Annotated in this window: 18 protein-coding genes; 14 read left to right on the top strand and 4 right to left on the bottom strand. The window is 64.0% G+C overall.

All coding sequences use genetic code 11. The annotated features are described in order from the left end of the window. Nucleotides 1-210 precede the first annotated feature (210 nt). Nucleotides 211-2532: a molybdopterin guanine dinucleotide-containing S/N-oxide reductase gene (locus ACPPVR_RS08490; RefSeq protein ID WP_426613775.1), complete on the top strand. Its 2322-nt coding sequence runs from the start codon at nt 211-213 to the stop codon at nt 2530-2532. On the opposite strand, the gene ACPPVR_RS08495 is transcribed toward ACPPVR_RS08490, so the two are convergent. The 3 genes from ACPPVR_RS08495 to ACPPVR_RS08505 are packed head-to-tail and all read right to left on the bottom strand — an operon-like array spanning nt 2533 to nt 5207. After that, on the bottom strand, nt 2533-3417 hold the full coding sequence (locus tag ACPPVR_RS08495) for a polysaccharide deacetylase family protein (protein WP_426613776.1): 885 nt from the start codon (nt 3415-3417) through the stop codon (nt 2533-2535). It abuts the gene before it with no gap. Nucleotides 3418-3446: 29 nt separating this feature from the next. Beyond that, nucleotides 3447-4532 carry an LLM class flavin-dependent oxidoreductase gene (locus ACPPVR_RS08500; protein WP_426613777.1) on the bottom strand — a complete coding sequence of 362 codons (1086 nt, stop codon included), beginning with the start codon at nt 4530-4532 and terminating at the stop codon, nt 3447-3449. 30 nt (nt 4533-4562) lie between these two features. Next, a complete protein-coding gene (locus ACPPVR_RS08505) occupies nt 4563-5207 on the bottom strand; it encodes a FadR/GntR family transcriptional regulator (RefSeq protein WP_426613778.1) in 645 nt (214 codons plus the stop codon). Between the two features lie 187 nt (nt 5208-5394). On the opposite strand from ACPPVR_RS08505, the gene ACPPVR_RS08510 reads away from it, so the two are divergent. The 10 genes from ACPPVR_RS08510 to ACPPVR_RS08555 all read left to right on the top strand — a co-directional run bounded on the left by ACPPVR_RS08510 (nt 5395) and on the right by ACPPVR_RS08555 (nt 14075). Continuing rightward, nucleotides 5395-6558, top strand: coding sequence for a zinc-dependent alcohol dehydrogenase (locus tag ACPPVR_RS08510; RefSeq protein ID WP_426613779.1), 1164 nt, complete (start codon nt 5395-5397; stop codon nt 6556-6558). Nucleotides 6559-6594: 36 nt separating this feature from the next. Beyond that, complete coding sequence (locus tag ACPPVR_RS08515) at nt 6595-7038, top strand: hypothetical protein (protein WP_426613780.1); 444 nt, start codon at nt 6595-6597, stop codon at nt 7036-7038. Between the two features lie 31 nt (nt 7039-7069). After that, complete coding sequence (locus ACPPVR_RS08520) at nt 7070-8053, top strand: quinone oxidoreductase family protein (RefSeq protein WP_426613781.1); 984 nt, start codon at nt 7070-7072, stop codon at nt 8051-8053. Nucleotides 8054-8151: 98 nt separating this feature from the next. Then, complete coding sequence (locus ACPPVR_RS08525; RefSeq protein ID WP_426613782.1) at nt 8152-9030, top strand: branched-chain amino acid ABC transporter permease; 879 nt, start codon at nt 8152-8154, stop codon at nt 9028-9030. Continuing rightward, nucleotides 9030-10028 (top strand): branched-chain amino acid ABC transporter permease, encoded by a 999-nt coding sequence (locus tag ACPPVR_RS08530; RefSeq protein WP_426613783.1) that lies wholly within the window; start codon nt 9030-9032, stop codon nt 10026-10028. The genes ACPPVR_RS08525 and ACPPVR_RS08530 overlap by 1 nt, the downstream gene beginning before the upstream one ends. Then, entirely contained in the window at nt 10025-10789 is a 765-nt protein-coding gene (locus ACPPVR_RS08535) for an ABC transporter ATP-binding protein (RefSeq protein WP_426613784.1), read from the top strand. Before ACPPVR_RS08530 ends, ACPPVR_RS08535 begins: the two co-directional genes overlap by 4 nt. Continuing rightward, entirely contained in the window at nt 10779-11510 is a 732-nt protein-coding gene (locus ACPPVR_RS08540; protein ID WP_426613785.1) for an ABC transporter ATP-binding protein, read from the top strand. The genes ACPPVR_RS08535 and ACPPVR_RS08540 overlap by 11 nt, the downstream gene beginning before the upstream one ends. 150 nt (nt 11511-11660) lie before the next feature. Beyond that, a complete protein-coding gene (locus tag ACPPVR_RS08545) occupies nt 11661-12818 on the top strand; it encodes an amino acid ABC transporter substrate-binding protein (protein WP_426613786.1) in 1158 nt (385 codons plus the stop codon). 38 nt (nt 12819-12856) lie between these two features. Further along, nucleotides 12857-13777, top strand: a complete 921-nt coding sequence (locus ACPPVR_RS08550) for an NAD(P)-dependent oxidoreductase (RefSeq protein WP_426613787.1) — start codon at nt 12857-12859, stop codon at nt 13775-13777. 10 nt (nt 13778-13787) lie between these two features. Then, nucleotides 13788-14075, top strand: a complete 288-nt coding sequence (locus ACPPVR_RS08555; protein ID WP_426613788.1) for a DUF1330 domain-containing protein — start codon at nt 13788-13790, stop codon at nt 14073-14075. A gap of 231 nt (nt 14076-14306) precedes the next feature. Here ACPPVR_RS08555 and ACPPVR_RS08560 read toward each other — a convergent pair whose 3' ends face one another. After that, nucleotides 14307-14774, bottom strand: a complete 468-nt coding sequence (locus ACPPVR_RS08560) for a TetR/AcrR family transcriptional regulator (RefSeq protein WP_426613789.1) — start codon at nt 14772-14774, stop codon at nt 14307-14309. Between the two features lie 197 nt (nt 14775-14971). On the opposite strand from ACPPVR_RS08560, the gene ACPPVR_RS08565 reads away from it, so the two are divergent. The 3 genes from ACPPVR_RS08565 to ACPPVR_RS08575 all read left to right on the top strand — a co-directional run bounded on the left by ACPPVR_RS08565 (nt 14972) and on the right by ACPPVR_RS08575 (nt 18535). Further along, nucleotides 14972-16426, top strand: a complete 1455-nt coding sequence (locus tag ACPPVR_RS08565) for an MATE family efflux transporter (RefSeq protein ID WP_426613790.1) — start codon at nt 14972-14974, stop codon at nt 16424-16426. A gap of 157 nt (nt 16427-16583) precedes the next feature. Further along, nucleotides 16584-17366 carry a MetQ/NlpA family ABC transporter substrate-binding protein gene (locus tag ACPPVR_RS08570; protein WP_426613791.1) on the top strand — a complete coding sequence of 261 codons (783 nt, stop codon included), beginning with the start codon at nt 16584-16586 and terminating at the stop codon, nt 17364-17366. Between the two features lie 134 nt (nt 17367-17500). After that, nucleotides 17501-18535, top strand: coding sequence for a putative FMN-dependent luciferase-like monooxygenase (locus ACPPVR_RS08575; protein WP_426613792.1), 1035 nt, complete (start codon nt 17501-17503; stop codon nt 18533-18535). The last annotated feature ends 19 nt before the right edge of the window (nt 18536-18554 follow it).

The following is an 18554-nucleotide window of genomic DNA, read 5'->3' on the forward strand; positions in this document are numbered from 1 at the left end:
AATTGGCTTGAAATGGTGTGCTTGCGATGAAAGGCCGCAATGACAATGTTGAAGTAGAATGCCTCAAAGGGCTGCAATCTCCGCGAGGCCGCTATGCTCCGAGCCGCGGCCATGACCGAGCCGTTGCCCTTCATGGGGCCGCCTCATTATAGTGTCCCCCTGACGATGACCGGAGCAGCCTGCGCGGCGCTCCGCGATGAGGGCCACGCGATGGACGATACGATTGGCTTCCCCGACCCCGGCCTCGATCTGTCGGACGGTTTCAAGCCGCACACTTCGCATTGGGGCGTGTTCTCGGCGCGGAACAGCAAGGCCGGGCTCGAAGTTCGGGCGTACGCAGGCGATCCCGATCCGAACGGCATCATCGATAATTTTCTGGGCGCGTTGCGCCACCAGGCGCGGATCACGCAGCCTGCCATCCGACGCGGCTGGCTCGAACGTGGCCCCGGTCCCGACGACCGGCGCGGCCGCGACGAGTTCGTCTCCGTCAGCTGGGAGAAGGCGCTGGACCTGCTCGGCGACGAGCTGTCGCGCATCCGCGACACCCACGGCCCCGGTGCTATCTTCGGCGGCTCCTATGGCTGGTCGAGCGCGGGCCGCCTGCATCACGCGCAGAGCCAGGTGCACCGCTTCCTCAACATCGCCTTGGGCGGCTATGTGCGTTCGGTGAATTCCTATTCCTCCGGCGCGTCCTCGGTGCTGCTGCCGCAGATTCTGGCGGGCTACGAAGACATCACCAAGCGCAACGTCACCTGGGAGCAGATCGCGGCCGAAACCGACATCGTGCTGGCGTTCGGCGGCATGGCGCTGAAGAACTCGATGGTGGCTGGCGGCTCGATCAGCAAGCATGTCGAGCGCGGCGCCATGGAAGTTGCGCGCAAACGCGGCTGCGAGTTCATCCTGATGAGCCCGCTGCGCGAGGATCTGCCGGTCGAGGCCGGCGCGGAATGGATGACCTGCATTCCCGGCACCGATACCGCGCTGATGCTCGGCATCGTCCATACGCTCGTGAGCGAAGGCCTGCATGATCAGGCCTTCCTCGATCGCTACACGGAGGGGTGGCCCGTCTTCCTGCGCTATCTCACCGGCGAGAGCGATGGCCAGGCCAAGGATGCCGCATGGGCCGCCGCGATCTGCGGTGTCGATGCGGAGACAATCCGCACCCTCGCGCGCCGCCTTGCCGGAAAGCGCGCGCTGATCACTGTCTCGCATTCGCTCCAGCGCGCCGAACATGGCGAGCAACCGGTGTGGATGGGCATGGTGCTGGCGGCCGCGCTCGGCCAGATTGGCCTTCCCGGCGGTGGCTACGGTTATTCGCTCGGCGCGATCGGCTATTACGGTCGCCGCGTCAACGACGTGCCGGGGCCGACGCTGGGGCAGGGCCGCAACGCTGTCCGGGATTTCATTCCGGTCGCGCGCATCGCCGACATGCTGCTCAATCCCGGCAGCACCTATCGCTACAATGGCGAGACGCGCACCTATCCGGACATCCGCCTCGTCTATTGGGCCGGCGGCAATCCCTTCCATCACCACCAGGACATCAATCGCCTGCGCAAGGCGTTCGCGAAAGTCGACACGCTGGTCGTGCACGAGCTTGCCTGGACCGCGACCGCGCGCCACGCCGACATCGTGCTGCCCTCGACCATGACGCTGGAGCGCGAGGACATAGGCTATTCCACCAACGATCCCCTCATGGTCGCGATGCATCGCATCGCCGAGCCGTTTGGGCTGGCGCGCGACGACTACGAGATCTTTGCCGATCTCGCCGATCGTCTCGGCGCCCGCGAACCCTTCACCGAGGGCCGCACGTCAAGGGAATGGCTGGAACATCTCTACGAGCCGACCCGTGCCTCGCTCGCCAAGCGCGGCCTCGAGGCGCCGAGCTTCGATGAATTCTGGCAGCGCGGCAGCCTGGTCGTGCCGCAACAGCCCGACGATGGCGGCCGGCTGCGCTCTTTCCGCGATGACCCCGTCGCTCATCCCCTGCCGACGCCGAGCGGACGAATCGAGATTTTTTCCACGAAGATCGCGGGCCATGGCGACGCGGATTGTCCGGGACATCCGGTCTGGCTCGAGAAGAGCGATATGCCGAGGCCGGGCACACCGTGCTTCCTCGTCGCCAACCAGCCGGTGACGCGCCTGCACAGCCAGCTCGATTTCGGTGGTCATTCGCTCGCCGCAAAACATCGCGGCCGCGAGGTCGCGCGCATGAATCCGCGTGATGCTGATGTGCGCGGCATCAAGGACGGCGACATCATCCGCCTGTTCAACGAGCGCGGCGCCTGCCTTGCCGCGGTGAACGTCACCGACGGTATCGCGCCCGGCGTGGTTCAGCTGCCGACCGGCGCCTGGTACGATCCGATGGATCCCGAGGACGAGGCGCCGCTCTGCGTCCACGGCAATCCGAATGTGCTGACCCGCGACATCGGCACCTCGTCCTTCGCGCAAGGCTGCACCGGCCAGCTCACCACCATGGAGGTGGAGAAGTTTACCGGCAATCTGCCGCCGATCCGCGCGTTCGATCCGGTGTAGCTACCCGCGCGAGATTCGCGTCATCTCCGCGCGATACCAGTCGCCGATCTCGCTCGCCGTCATCAACGCGACGCCGTCGTGGCCGATGACATAGTCGAGCAGCTGCTCGAGGTACTTGATCCGGTGCGGCACGCCGGTGATGTAGGGGTGGATCGAGATCGCCATCACGCGGGCATTCTCAGTGCCCTCGAGATACAGCCGGTCGAACTGATCGATGCCGCGCTTCAGGAACTGGTCTGACGGCAGATGCTGGAGCGCATGCACGACGATGTCGTTGGTCTCGACCGAATATGGGATCGTCGTGATGGTGCCGTGCGGCGTCGCGATGTCCTGCGGCAAATCGTCGATCACCCAGTCCGCAACGTATTCGATGCCGTTGAGGCGCAGCAGGTCGAGCGTCTCGTCGGTCTCGGTCAGGCCCGGAGACTCCCACGAGCGCGGCGCGCGCCCCGTAAAGTTGGCGATCGTCTCGACCGAGCGCTTGATCGCGTCGGCCTGGTCGGGAAGTCTATGCATCGGTCCCTGCATGAATCCGTGGCCCATGAATTCGAAGCCGGCCTCGCGCGCGGCGGAGGCGACCCGGGGGTAGGCGTTGCAGACATCGGCATTCGCGGCCAGCGTGACCTTCATGTTGCGATCGGTCAGCGCCTTGAATTGCCGCCAAAAGCCCGCACGCATGCCGTATTCGTGCCACGACCAGTTCGGCACGTCAGGCAACAGCGGCTGTCCCATCGGCGGGCTCAACACGACGCGCGGCATCGCGTTTTCGATCCGCCATTCCTCGACATTGAGGATCACCCACACCGCAAGCCGCTTGCCGTTCGGCAGCGTCAACTTCGGCCGGTCGATCAGGGCCTGATAGGGAATGCGGTCACTGAGGGCCATCGCGAGCCTCCTGTTGTCAAGGGCTGAAACTATCTTGTGCCGGCGGTGACGCGCGGCATCACCTGCTCGGCCATCAGGATCATTGAGCGGCGTCCGAGTTCGCGGTCGCTCCAGTCCTTGCCGGCGTAGAGCAGCGTGCCGAACCGCCCAACCTCGTCCTGAAGCGCCAGGATCTGGTCGGCGACGCTGTCAGGCGTGCCATAGATGATCAGCTTGTCGCAGACGGATTCGAGCGTGACCTCGTCATCCGGCTGGTCGCGCCGCGTCTTGAACAGCTCGATGCGCCCGTTGCGCTTCAGCTTGGTGAAGAGCGAGCGGTAATAGTAGACGTAGGGGCTGTCCGGATCGGTGGCATAGGCCTTGGCGGTCGCCATGTCCTCGGCGACGAACACGCTTTTGGCCACCCGCCAATTGTTGAAATCGACCGTCCTGCCGACGCGCTCGCAGCCCTCGACATATTTCGGCCAGTGGCTCTTCACCCACATCGGCATCAGGAAGTTGGCCGAGATCGGATCCCAGCCGCGCGCGGCGGCCTCGGTGACGCCCTTCGAGAACGGCGCGACGGCGGTGACGACGATCGGCGGATGCGGCCGCTGCAAGGGGCGGCCGATGAAGCCCTGGCCGATATCGGCCATCAGCGTCTTCTGCGTCGTGATGTTCCAGAACTGGCCCTCGATATTGTAGGGCGGCTCGCTCGCCCAGATCTGCAGCACCTGGTTGATCGCCTCGAGGAACATCGCGTTGCGATCGCGCTCGAGCGTGCCGAACAGCTCGGCGTCCGAGAGCAGGCCGCCCGGGCTGATGCCGAAGATCAGCCGTCCGTCGAGCATGTGGTCCAGCATTGCGATGGTGGCGGCAACCGTCGCCGGATGAACGTTCGGCATGTTCACGGTGCCGGTACCGAGCTTGATCTGCTTGGTGGCGGCGGCGATCCAGGCCAGGAAGGCCACGCAGGAGGTGATGTTCTCCGCCTTGTCGGTGACGTGCTCGCCGACATAGGCCTCGGAGAAACCCAGCTCGTCGGCCAGCAGGAACGCCTCGCGATCCTCCTGCAAGGACACCCGCCAATCCTTGTCGAGTGGATGGATCGGCATCGTGAAGAAGCCCAGTTTCATGGCCGGCACCTTATTGGTTTTGTGGGAAACTCAGGCCTGCGTTCCCATCAGCTTGTCCACGGTGGTCCGCAAATGCCGGCGCATCGCCTCCATCGCGCGGATGCGATCGCGCTGCTCGATCGCATCGATCAGCGCATCGTGCTCGGCAAAGGAGGAGTAGTCTTCAGGCGGACGCTTAGGCCTGGTATCGAGCCATCGCCAGACCACGGCGCGCCGCACGTCGTCGACCGTCTGATGGATCGCCGACAGCAGCGGATTTGCGGTGGCCTCCGCAATCAAGCGATGCAGCCGCCCGTCCAGCATCTCGTAGTCCTTCCACGTTTCGGCCTCGCGCATCTGCCGCGCCAAGACGCGCATCCCCTCGATCTGCTTGAAGGTGGCGTTGACCGCGGCGAGGCTTGCGATCTCCGGCTCGAGCACGAGCCGCGCCTCCATCGCATTGCGCGGGCTGGTGCTGTCGCGCAGCGCATCGAGATTCGAGGTGCCGGCTTCCGCAGGTGCGCGGATGAACGTGCCGCGGCCGACTTCGCGCGAGAGGCGCCCATCCAATTCCAGCCGCGCGAGCGCCTTGCGAATCTCGTTGCGCGAAACGCCGAACTGCGCTGCGAGTTGCCGCTCTGGAGGAAGGCGCGTGCCGGGACCGCCTTCGGTCAATCGAGCCAACAAATCGAACACCGGTTCAATCCTCTTTCGCAACCAATATCAACCAATCCGCATTTCACGCGCATTGTGTTCATAAATGCAAGACCAAAACGACAGTTCTGAAATTTAGGCGTTGACAGCAATGGATTTGAACGCGAGGCTTCAACCAATCAAAAGGCCAATTATAAAATTGGTTGACCAATAGGTGAGGATCGTTGCGATGGTCGAGGCTGCTGACGTTCACACGTCAACCGACATGCCGATTCCCGACACGATGAAAGCCTGGGTGCTGGGCGACCCCGGCCAGTTGCGCCTGACCGAAAAGCCCGTGCCAATGCCGAAGCGGGCGGAGGTGCTGGTGCGCATCGATGCTGTCGCGATCTGCGCGACGGATCTGGAGATCATCGAGCACGGCACGCCGGCGCTGATCCAGGGCGGTCCGCCCTTCAACAAGAACTTCACGCCCGGCCACGAATATATGGGCACGGTCGCAGCACTCGGCCCCGGCGTCGATGAATACAGGATCGGCGAGCGCGTCACGGTCGAGATCCATGCAGGCTGCGGCCAGTGCAAGCGCTGCCGGCAGGGCATGTACACGTCGTGCCACAATTACGGCCTGAACTACGGCAACGTCGACAAAGGCCATCGCGCCAACGGCTTCACCACGGATGGCGGCTTCGCTGAATATGCCGTCAACCACATCAACACGCTGTCGCGCGTGCCCGACAACATGAGCGACGAAGAGGCAACGCTGGTCGTCACCGCCGGCACCTCGATGTACGGTCTCACCGAACTCGGCGGCCTCGTCGCTGGCGAAAGCGTTGTCGTCACGGGGCCGGGTCCCATAGGCCTTCTTGCTGTGGCTGTTGCGAAGGCACTCGGCGCCAGTCCGGTGATCCTGTCAGGCACCCGCGATGCGAGGCTTGCCATCGGCACCAAGCTCGGCGCCGATCGCGTCGTCAACGTGCGCAATGAGGATCTCGTATCGGTCGTCAAGGAGATGACGGGCCGCGGCGCCGACTATGTCGTCGAATGTGCCGGCACCGACACGGCGATCAACGAAGCGGCGAAGATGGTCAATCGCGGCGGCAAGATCTGCCTTGCGGCGTTTCCGCACGAACCGGTGCTCGCCGATATTGGCGCTCTCGTGAAGAACAATGTCTACGTTTACGGCATTCGCGGCGAGGGCAAGAGCGCGACGCATCGTGCCATGGCGCTGATGGCGGCGAAGCGTTTCGATGCGACGCTGATCCATACCCACACGTTCCCGCTGGCTGATTTGCCGATGGCGCTGCACTATGCGCGCAATCGCATCGACGACGCTATCAAAGTCGTGGTCAGGACGCGGGGTGTGGTGACCCAGACGAAGAAGGAAGTGGCGTAGCTGCGACAGCGGCTAGCATCTGGAAGGAAACGGCTCATGTCAGACTCAAATCCCCGTACTCATTGGCCCGTCGAAGTGCAGCGCGAATATGAGGAGGGGCGCAACAGTGGCTGCGTCGGTAGCGTGCTGGTGTCGGAGACCGATCGCGTACGCGTCTGGCATCTGTCGATTGCGCCGGGGAAGCGCTGCGGATTCCATCGCCACGTGCTGACCTATTTCTGGACGGCGCACAATCCGGGCAAGGCGCGTGGCTATTTCGAGGATGGCCGCATCGTCGATGTCGAGCACCACAAGGGCGAGACCAGGCATCTCGCCTTCGGCGCCGGCGAGTATATGGTGCATGCGGTCGAGAATATCGGCACCACGGACCTGTTGTTCACCACGGTCGAGTTCCTCGATAGTGCCAACAAGCCCCTCGCGGTCCCCGATAGCGTGCGGCTGACGATTCCGCAGGGCGCCGACATCAAGATGGCATCGTAAGCGGGCAGCATTGGCACACAGGAATTCTTGCATGGGTACGAAAGCCAAGGCAATTCGCATGGCCGCGCAGGGCGGCCCGGATGTCCTGAAACTGGAGGCGGTCGAACTGGCCGCGCCCGGCAAGGGCGAGGTGCTGATGCGGCAGACCGCGATCGGCCTCAACTTCATCGACGTCTATTTTCGCGACGGCTCCTATGCGCTGGATCTGCCGGCCGGCGTCGGCGCAGAGGCCGCGGGTGTCGTCGAGGCCGTCGGCGAAGGCGTGACCGAGTTCAAGGTCGCTGACCGCATCGCCTATGGCGGCTCGGCACCGGGCGCCTATGCAACCCACCGGGTGATGCCGGCCGCCCGGCTCGTGCCTATTCCGCAATCCGTAAGCGACGAAGCTGCCGCGGCCGTGCTGATGAAGGGCATGACGGCGGAGTACCTCCTGAACCGGTGTGTTCCGGTGAAGCCGGGGCAACAGGTGCTGTTCTACGCAGCCTCGGGCGGCGTCGGCCTGATTGCCGGCCAATGGGGCAAGCATCTGGGCGCGCGCATGATCGGCGTGACCAGCGGCGGAGAGAAGGCGGCGCTGGCGCTCTCGCATGGCTACGACGCGGTGATCGATCGGAAGACCGAACGGATTCCGGAGCGGGTGAAGGCACTGACCGGGGGCAAGGGCGTCGCGGTCGCCTATGATTCCGTCGGCAAGGACAGTTTTGAGGCGACGCTCGCCTCACTCGCCCCGCGCGGCTTCTTCGTCACCTTCGGCGCCACCACCGGCGCGCCGCCGCCGCTCGAGGCAGCGTTGCTCCAGAAGAACGGATCTCTCTATTATACGAGGCCGACGCTTGCGACCTACATCGCCGCGCGCGACGATCTGGTAGCATCGGCGGCCGCGGTGTTCGACCTGGTCGGCAAGGGCGTGATCAAGCCGATGATTGGACACCGCTATGCCCTGTCCGAGGCGGCGACGGCCCATCGTGATCTCGAGGCCGGATCAACCCGAGGGTCGTCGTTGCTGATACCCTGACGCTAACGATGGAGGCGGAAAAGTCCCGCCTCCATGCCACCGCCGAAACAAGAACAACACGTCCATTGCGTGCGCAAACAGGAGGAGGCCGGGAGCGGATGGGACAAGTTGCAGGATTATTGCTCGATTCCATCGTATCCGGGATTCTCGTCGGGGGCTTCTACGCGGCCATGGCGGTCGGCATCTCGATTGCGTTCGGCATGCTCGGCATCAGCAACATCGCTCATCCGGCGCTCATCCTCCTCGGATCGTTCATCGTCTATGTGCTCAATTCCAAGTTCGGCTGGGATCCGATCCTGGTCGGCGTGCTGGCGACGGTTCCCTTCTACTTCATGGGCACGCTGCTCTACACCGCCTACGAGATCGCATTCGAGCGGCGCGGAACGCAGTTGATCCGGGGCCTTGCGTTCTTCTTCGGCCTCTTGTTCATCACCGAAGTCGGGCTTCAGCTGATCTTCGGCGTCGACTATCGCCTGGTCGAGGCGCCCTATATCGGGCCGTCCTACAATTTCGGGCCGGTCTCGCTGCCGGTTCGGATGCTGATTCCGTTCCTCTCCTCGGTCCTGCTCCTGGTCGGTCTGCAACTGTTCTTCACGCGCACCTTCACCGGGCGCGCGATCATGGCGGTGGCGCAGGACAAGTTTGCGCTTCAGCTCATGGGCGCGGCACCCGTTCGCATCAAGCGGATTGCGTTCGGCCTCTCGACGGCGACTGCGGCGATGGCCGGCGCCTTCCTCATCATTCTCCAGCCGGTGGAGCCGTCCATGGGGCGCGACTATATCGGCCGCATCTTTGCGATCTGCGTCCTCGGCGGCATCGGCTCTCTGCCGGGCACCTTCATCGCGGCCGTGATCGTGGGTGTCGCGGAGAGCATCACGGCGACCTTCTATGGCCCGTCATGGTCGCCCGCCATCGCATTCGGGTTCCTGCTGATCGCGCTGGTGGTCAGGCCGGCCGGCCTGTTCGGGAGAGCCTGATGTCGAACGGACGGTTCATCGCTCTCGCCTGTCTGGTCGGCATAGCGCTGGTCGCCGGCAGCCTATTCGTGACTAACGAATACTATGTGTTCGCGGCCTATTTCGTGCTGCAATACGTCGTGCTGGCCACAGCCTGGAATATCCTTGGCGGGTATGTTGGCTACGTTAATTTCGGCACGACGGCGTTCCTCGCCATCGGGCTCTACAGTGCGGCGGCGCTGAACAAATGGCTCGATTTGCCGATCCCGGTGCTCATTCCCATTGCGGGCGTGCTGTGCGGGGCCGTTGGTCTTGCAATGGGCTATCTGACGATCCGCCTGCGCGGCGTCTATTTCACCATCGCCACTCTGGCGCTCTCCGTCGTGGTCCAGACCTTCATCACCAACTGGGACTACGTCGGTGGATCGCGCGGCATCTACATCATGCGGCCGAGCGACGTGCCCGTGTTCGGCAGCTATGTCGCCTATCTCTTCTTCCTCATGACGGTACTTGCTGTGGCTGCCGTCGTGACCGCGCGCGTGATCGAGCGCTCGACCTTCGGCTTCGGCCTTGCCGCCATTCGCGACGATGAAACAGCGGCGGCTGCATCCGGCGTTCCCGTGCTGCGGCTCAAGCTGATCGCCGCCGCCATCAGCGGCGCCCTGATGGGAATGGCCGGTGCGCCGCTGCCGTTCTATCTGACCTATGTCGAGCCGACTTCGTCGTTCAGCCTCGCCTATACCGTGAACAGTGTCGCGATGCCGCTGGTCGGGGGGACCACGAGCTGGCTCGGGCCGGTGATCGGTGCGGTCCTGCTCGGGACCATGCAGCAGGCCATGACGGTGTTGATCTCGTCTTCGGTCAATCTGCTCGTGGTCGGCGTGCTGCTCGTGATCTTCGTGATCGCTGCGCCGAACGGGATTTTGGGATTGATCCGCTCCATGGGCGGCAAGAAGCCAGACCCCGAGACCAATCCGCTCGCCGCGATGCTCGTGACCGAGAAGCGGAGCGGCCAATGACAATCGAGGCGAGCGCAGCGGCGGCGAACGAGCTGATCCTCGATGCACGGGGCATCACCAAGCGCTTTGGCGGTTTCGTCGCGCTGAACAATGTCGACCTCGCAGTGCGGCCCGGCGAGCGGCTCGGATTGATTGGCCCCAACGGATCGGGCAAGAGCACGCTGACCAACTGCCTGTGCGGCGCTCTGAAGACCGATGGCGGCTCGATCGCGTTTGCGGGCAGGGCGATCGACAATCTATCCTCTTACCGGCGCGCGCGGCTCGGACTTGGCCGCAGCTTCCAGCTCCCGCGCCCGTTTCACAGCCTGTCGCTGCTCGACAATCTCCGCATCCCGCTGGTCTATGCCGTCAACGCGCGGGGCGGCAACCGCCTGACCGAACCGCAGATCCGGGCCCGCAGCACGGACTTGCTCGGCGAGTTCGGTCTTGGCGGCAAGCTGCATCGATTGCCCGGTGATTTAACCCAGGTCGAGATGCGCAAGCTGGAGCTGGCGCGCGCCATGGCGACAGATCCGACGCTGCTGGTGTCGGACGAGGCGCTTGCCGGCCTGTCGCATTCGGAGGTGGACGAGATCCTGGCGCTGCTGCTCGCGCTCAACAAGCGCGGCGTTGCCGTGATCTTCATCGAGCACATCATGCGCGCCGTGATGGCATTCTCGGAGCGGCTCGTGGTGCTCGTCGCCGGCGAGAAGATCGCCGACGGTGCGCCGAAGGACGTCATCGCCGATGAGCGGGTGATAGGGGCGTATCTTGGCCAGTAGCATTCGCATCGACAATATCCATGCCGGCTACGGTGCGGTCCGCGTTCTCCACAACGTGTCGATGAACGTGGGCGCTCGCGAGACGGTGACGCTGCTCGGAACCAACGGCAACGGCAAGAGCACGCTGATCAAGACCATCATGGGCGTGGTGCGGCCGACCTCGGGGCGCATCGTCGCGACCATCGATGGCAAGGACCACGACCTGATCGGCAAGGAGACCGAGGAGATCGTCGACCTCGGCGTGGCGCTGGTGCCGGAAGGCCGCCGGCTCTTTCCACGCCTGACGGTCGAGGAGAACCTTCTGCTCGGCGCCTATCGGCCCACGGCGCGGGCGCGGCTGAAGGACAATATGGCCTATTGCTACGAGGCGTTCCCGCGGCTCGCGGAACGCCGCACGCAGCTCGCGGGCACGATGAGCGGCGGCGAACAGCAGATGCTGGCGCTGGGGCGGGCGCTGATGTCGGCGCCGAGCATCCTGATCGTCGACGAGCCCTCAGTCGGGCTCGCGCCGCTGTTTGTCAGCCGCACCATCGACATGATCGCGCAGCTGAAGGAGCGCTATCATCTGACAGTGCTGATGGCGGAACAGAATTTCACGCAGGCGATGCGGATCGCCGACAAGGGCTATGTGATCGTCCACGGGGAGATCGCGTTTCGCGGCGAAAGCCCCGAAGAAATGCAGCAAAGCGATCTGATACGACAGCATTACCTCGGCATGTAGAACTCGAAACAATATGACAGGGAGGAAAACGTGAGGATGTTTCGGCTGAACGGCTTGAGGGGCGTCACACTGGCGCTCTCGACAATGATTGCAGCGTACTCGTGCACAGACGCAGCGCGCGCGGCGGATCCGATCAAGATAGGATTCGGCATGCAATTGACCGGCCCGCTTGCCGGCAACGGCAAGGCGGCGCTGCTCGGCGCACAGATCTGGGCCGATGAGGTCAACAAGGCCGGTGGCTTGCTCGGCCGACCGGTCGAGCTCGTGGCCTATGACGACCAGAGCAATCCCGGCCTCGTGCCTGGCATCTATTCGAAGCTGCTGGATGTGGACAAGGTCGATCTGCTGCTGTCGAACAACACCAACCAGACCGCGCCGGCGATGCCGACGATCATTCAGCACAAGCGGCTGCTGATGGGCATGTTCGCGCTCGCCATCAACGAGCAGTTCAAATATCCCGGCTATTTCCAGATCCAGCCCTATGGGCCGAACGGCAAGGACGCACTGACCCGCGGTTTCTTCGAGAACGCGATGGCGATGGACCCGAAGCCGACCACGGTGGCGCTGGTCGGGGCGGACGCGGAATTCTCCAAGAACGCGCTGGAAGGCGCCCGCATGCATGCCAAGCGGCTCGGTCTCACCATCGTCTACGACAAGGTCTATCCGCCGACGACGGTGAACTTCACGCCGGTGCTGAAGGCGCTGCAGGCGACGTCACCGGACCTGGTGTTCGTCGCGTCCTATCCGTCGGATACGGTCGGCATCATCCGGACCGCGCACGAGATCAACCTCGAGCCAAAGGTGTTCGGCGGCGCCATGGTCGGCACCCAATATGCGGCGATCAAGCAGCAACTCGGCGAGGCCCTCAACGGTGTCCTCTCCTTCGAGCAGTACATCCCCGAGCCGACGGTCAAATTCCCCGGCATCGAGGACATGCTCAAGAAGTACCAGGCCAAGGCGGCAGAGGTCGGTGTCGACGCGCTCGGCTATTACGTGCCGGCGTTCGTCTACTCGGCGCTCCAGATCTTAGGCGAAGCCGTGACCAAGACCGGCGGCGTCGACCAGCAGCAGCTGATCAATTACATCCACGGCCACACGTTCCAGACCGTGGTCGGGGATATCACCTTCGGCCCTGACGGCGAGTGGGTCGAGCCACGGATGTTCGCGGTGCAGTTCCGCAACATCAAGGGCAACGACATCCAGCAGTTCACCCAGGCCGGCAAGGAAGTGATCATCTTCCCGCCGAAGTACAAGTCCGGCGACCTCGTCTATCCCTTCGCCAATGCACAGAAGGCCGCGCAGAACTGAAGCCGGATACGTCAATCAAAAAGTAGAAACGAGACGTCATGACTGAAACGATCGGCATGCTCGGCATCGGGATCATGGGCTCCGCTATGGCGCGGAACCTGATCAAGGCGGGCTTTGCCGTGGTCGGCTACGATCCCGTGCCCGCGGCACGGGATCGTCTTTCCGATATGGGCGGCACAACGCGGTCGTCGCCGAGGGATGTGGTGGAGGCTGCCGCGATCAGTTTTGCATCGCTGCCGAGCGCGGCGGCTCTCGCAGAGGCCGCAGCTAGCGTCACCGGCGCGAGCGGCTCCGGGCAGATTTTGATCGAATGTTCGACGTTGCCTCTCTCCGCAAAGCGTGCGGCGCTCGCCGCGATGGAGAGCGCGGGAAAGATTCTGCTCGACTGCCCTGTCAGCGGCACCGGGGCGCAGGCGGCAACGGGCGATCTGGTGATCCTCGGAAGCGGCGACGAGCGAGCCTATGTGCGCTGCGCGTCTGCGTTTGCAGGGATGTCGCGACGGCAGGTCTATGTCGGCCGGTTCGGCACCGGCAGCATCATGAAATACATTGCCAATCATCTCGTGACGATTCACAATGCCGCGGCGGCGGAGGCGATGCTGCTCGGCATGAAGGCTGGGATTGATCCTGGCCTGGTCTACGAGACGCTTGCCGACAGCGCGGCAACATCGCGCATGTTCCAGATGCGTGGACCGCTGATGTGCGACCAGAACTATGACACCCCGACCGCGACCATCCGGACGCATCTCAAGGACCTCTCCATCATTTCAGGATTCGCCGCCGAGCTCGGATGTTCGCTGCCGGTCTATGCCGCCGCGGAGCAGCTCTACCACGCGGGTGAGGAGATGGGTTTTGCAGCGCGCGATACTGCCTCGATCTGCGCCGTGCTAGAACGCATGAACGGCTTCGACCGTCACGGCGGCGCGAGCGCCTCCACAACCCAGTCCTCCCAATCGTAAAGGAAGATCCATGTCTGCCTATTGGTGCGCACGCGTTCACGTGACCGACGCTGAGACTTACGCGAAGTATGCCGCTCTCGCAGGGCCTGCGATCGAAAAGCATGGAGGGGTGTTTCTCGCGCGCGGCGGAAAGCAGGTGATCCTCGAGGGAGGCAATTACGAGCGCAGCATCGTTGCCCGCTTCCCGAGCCTCGATGCCGCAGTAAAATGCTACAACTCGCCCGAATATAGCGAAGCTCTCAAGTACACGATCGGCTCGTCCGAGCGCCACATGGTGGCTGTCGAAGGGATAGAGTAGGTCGTCGCGATAATGTCCGCTTCTGGTGAAGCGGTAACCGGACCGCCGCCTGACAGCAGGTTCAGGCGACGGTCCAGTGCGAGCTAGACGAACTTGGGGAAGTTGTAAGGCCGCGCGCAGACGCTAACCCGGTCGATGCGGGCACATCAAGTTTCGCTGTGTTGCTCCGGCAAGAGATTTATTGCCGCAGCCAGGAAATTGCCACAGATGGCTGTCCGGGCGGCGAATGCGTCAACGCCCGTTCGCGAGCGCCACTGCGGCGTCCACCGCGTTCCCGAGGATCTCCTCCGACAATTGTTTGTCGTTGACGGCGCGCGACAATTGCAGAGCTCCGACCATGGTGGAGTAGATCGTGATCGCCTTGCGCCGGCGCTCCTCTGCCGAGCCATGACGAATTTGCTCTGCCACCAGCGAGAGAATGTCGGACATCTTGCCGGTGAAGGCATCACGCGTCGCCTTCGGATGCCGCGCGATCTCGGCGACGAGCGCGGCAGTCGGGCAACCGGTTCCGGCGCGGTCGCGATGCCGGGTCGAGAGGTAGTCGCGGATCGTGGTCTCGAGGGCGACACCAGTCTCGAGGTTGGCCTTGTGCCGCTCCTCGCGTCGGGTGAGCGCATCGGTCAGCATCTCCCGGACCAGATCCTCCTTGGAGGAGAAATGCGAGTAGAAGGCGCCGTTGGTCAGGCCGGCCTCCGACATGATGCCGGCGCGTCTCGTCCTTGTGACCCTTTTCGTAGCGCATCGGGCTGGACTCCCTCCTGCCGCCCCGCCCGGAAGGCGCGGCCACAGGATCGTGAGTGATTTGTCTATTGCATTACGACCATAATAATGAATTATGATCGTAATGCAATAGCTGCCCGATGGGCGGCAGGCTCCCGTGAACAGGACCGTAACGCATGTCAGTTGAGGACGTCGCCGCATCGCCCTTGTCCGCAATGGAGCCTCCAGCGCGGACCGCTGCCCCGCCTCGCCCCGCGGCGACGGCGGCCCAGAGCGCGGGTGAGCAGCGGCGCGCCGCGCTCCTGACGGCGCCGATTTTGCCGACACTGTTCAAGCTGGCGCTCCCGACGGTGACGGTCCTGGTGGCGCAGACTGCGGTCAACATCGCGGAGGCCTATTATGTCGGCTATCTCGGCACAGATGCGCTGGCCGGCGCCGCGCTGGTGTTCCCGATCTTCATGCTGATGACCATGATGTCGAATGGCGGGTTCGGCAGCGGCGTCGCCTCGTCGGTCGCGCGCGCGGTCGGCGCCGGCCGCCGCAACGATGCCGATGCGGCATTGTTCCACGCCATTGTGCTCGCGATCATCGCGGGCGGGCTGTTCACGTTGGGCGCAGCCCTCGGCGGCCCGGCGCTGTTCCGCGCGCTCGGCGGCCGCGATGGGGCGCTCAACGCCGCCGTCACCTATTCCAGCTATCTCTTCGCGGGCGCGATTCCGGTCTGGATCGTCAATCTCCAGGCGGCGGCATTGCGCGGCTCGGGCAACGTCAAGGTGCCTGCGCTGGTGACGCTGATCGGTGCGATCGTGACGATCCCGGTCTCGCCGCTCCTGATCTTCGGCTTCGGACCGGTCCCGAGGCTTGGCATTGGCGGCGCCGGCATTGCCTTCGGTCTCTATTATGGCGCGGCGATGCTGTTCCTGCTGCGCTACATGTCGTCGGGCGCCGCCGGGCTGACGCTCCGCATCGTGCCGCTGCGCGCAAAGATCTTCGGCGACATGCTGAAGGTCGGCATCCCCACTGCGTTCAATGCGGTGCTGACCAACCTCACCGTCATCCTCGTGACCGGCGCGGTCGGCCTGTTCGGGACCTCGGCGCTGGCCGGCTACGGCATCGCCTCGCGGCTCGACTACATCATGATCCCGCTTCTGTTCGGAATCAGCACGGCGACGCTGACCATGGTCGGCGTCAACATGGGTGCGGGCCAGACCGCGCGGGCGCAAAAGATCGGCTGGATCAGCGGGGCCGCCGGCATGATCATGACGGGCACAATCGGCCTTTTGGTCGCGATCTTCCCGACCGCCTGGCTCAATCTCTTCAGCCATGACGCTGAGGTCGTCAACGATGGCATGACGTACCTGCGCATCGTGGCGCCGGCCTACGCCGCGCTCGGCTTTGGTTTCGTCACGTCCTTCGCCGCCCAAGGCACCGGCCGCGCGATGGGTCCGCTGGTCGGCGCACTCGCGCGGATCCTGATCGCGGCCGGCGGCGGCTGGATCGCGGTTGCGAGCTTTGGAGCTGGAATGACGGGGCTCGCCACCATGGTCACGGTGTCGCTTGCTGCCTATGCCGTGATCTGCGTGCTGATCATGCTGTCGCCGGCAACCTGGCGGATCGAGCAACGCGCCTAGCGCGGTGCCTGACCCTGGATTCGTTTCCCATTTGACTGCTCACGGAGAAACGTTGTCCGCGGCAGGCGGCAAATAGGAATTTTCTTTTCATTGATTTCGCACTCCGGGCAGGGGAATACGGTTCCAACCGTTGTCACAGCCTTCACGGAGACCAAAGATGTCGTTTCGTTCCGCCCTGATCCTCTCAACCGTGCTCGCCGCATGGTCGGCCGCGGCTTCGGCCGAGACCATCAAGATCGGCGTGACGCCGGGCCCCCATGCGCAGATTTTCGAGGCCGTGAAGCCGGTCGCCGCCAAGCAGGGGCTCGATATCCAGCTCATCGAGTTCTCCGACTACGTCGTGCCGAACGCCGCGCTCGATGCCGGCGACATCCAGGCCAATTCGTTCCAGAACCAGCCTTATCTGGACAACCAGAAGGCCGATCGCGGTTACAAGATCGAGCCGGTCGGCCTCACCGTGAATTTTCCGATCGGCGTGTACTCGAAGAAGCACAAAGCTTTCGCCGACATTCCCGAGGGCGGTAAGGTCTCGATCCCCAACGATCCGACCAATGGCGGCCGCGTGCTGCTGCTCTTGCGCGACAAGGGCGTGATCAAGCTGAAAGAGGGCGTTGGCTTCAAGCCGACGGTGCTTGATATCACCGAGAATCCCAAGAAGCTGAAGTTCATCGAGGTCGATGCCGCGCAGGCGCCGCGCGCGCTCGACGATGTCGATGCCGCCGCGATCAACACCAACTACGCGACGCAGGCCGGCCTCGATCCCGTCAAGGATCCGATCCTGCGTGAAGATCCGAAGGGCCCGTATGTCAATCTGATCGCGGTGCGAACCGCCGACAAGGACAAGCCCTGGGTCAAGATCCTGGTCGACAGCTACCACACGCCAGAGGTGAAGGAGTTCATCCTGACCAAGTTCAAGGGTGCGGTGCTGCCGAGTTGGTAGGCAGTCTGCCTAGCCAAGGTCCAGCGCGGGGGCGCGATCCGGGCGGGCAGCTTTGCGCAATGCCCGCTTGTCTCGGGCCACGGCAACCGACATCATCGGGGTTGTTGTGGCCATCCTCGCCCGGCAGGGGTCGTATGAAACGCTTTGCAAACCTGAAAAGACTGGGATTCTTCACGCGGCTGCTCGACGAGGCGCCGCCGGCGGAACGCTATCGCTTCGCGGCCGAGCAGATCGTGCGCGCCGAGAAGGCGGGTCTGGATTCCGCATGGATTGCGCAGCACCATTTCCACGAGCGCGAGGGCGGACTGCCGTCGCCCTTCACCTTCCTCGGCTACGTCGCCGCGCAGACCTCGCGCATCCGCCTCGGCACCGGCATCGTCACCTTGCCGCTGGAGAGCGCGGTGCGGGTGGCGGAGGACGCCGCGGTACTCGATCTCCTCTGCAACGGCCGCTTCGAGCTCGGCGTCGGCACAGGCGGCAACCCGTCCGCCTTTGCCGCCTTCGGCCTCGACAGCGCCCAGCGTAACGATATCTTTGCACGCAATCTGGAGGTCGTGCGGACCGCGCTGACCGGGAAACCATTGGTCGGCGGCGATACGCTCTATCCGCAACGCCCGCAATTGGACGGCCGGATCTGGCAGGCAACATTCTCTGTGGCGGGAGGCGCACGTGCCGGCAAAGCCGGCGACGGCCTGCTGCTGTCGCGCACCCAGCCGCGGAGCAAGGACGCGCCGAAGGCTACGCTTGCCGAGATCCAGAATCCGGTCATCGATGCCTATCTCGAGGCGCTGCCACCGGGCTGCGAGCCGCGCATCATGGCGTCGCGCAGCATTTTCGTCGCCGACGATCGCCGCGAAGCGATGCGTCTTGCTGACATTGGATTGCGACGTGCGCTGCCGCAGTTCATGAAGGGCGGTCACCTTCCTCCGGGCGAGACGCTGGAGGAGATGATCACGGCGTTTGACACCCATGTCGGTGCGGCCGACGACGTTATAGCCTCGCTGCGTGCCGACGCCACGCTGGAGCGGGTGACCGATCTCGTGTTCCAGGCGCATTCGGTGGATCCGCCGCACCCCTACATCCTGCGCTCGATCGAGCTGGTCGCGGACAAGGTCGCACCGGCGCTGGGCTGGACCAAAACAGCGCCCGATGTGGCCCTGGCGGGCTGATCGGGATTTCGCGGAATTG

The organism is Bradyrhizobium sp. McL0616, from assembly GCF_049993385.1.
GTDB lineage: Bacteria > Pseudomonadota > Alphaproteobacteria > Rhizobiales > Xanthobacteraceae > Bradyrhizobium.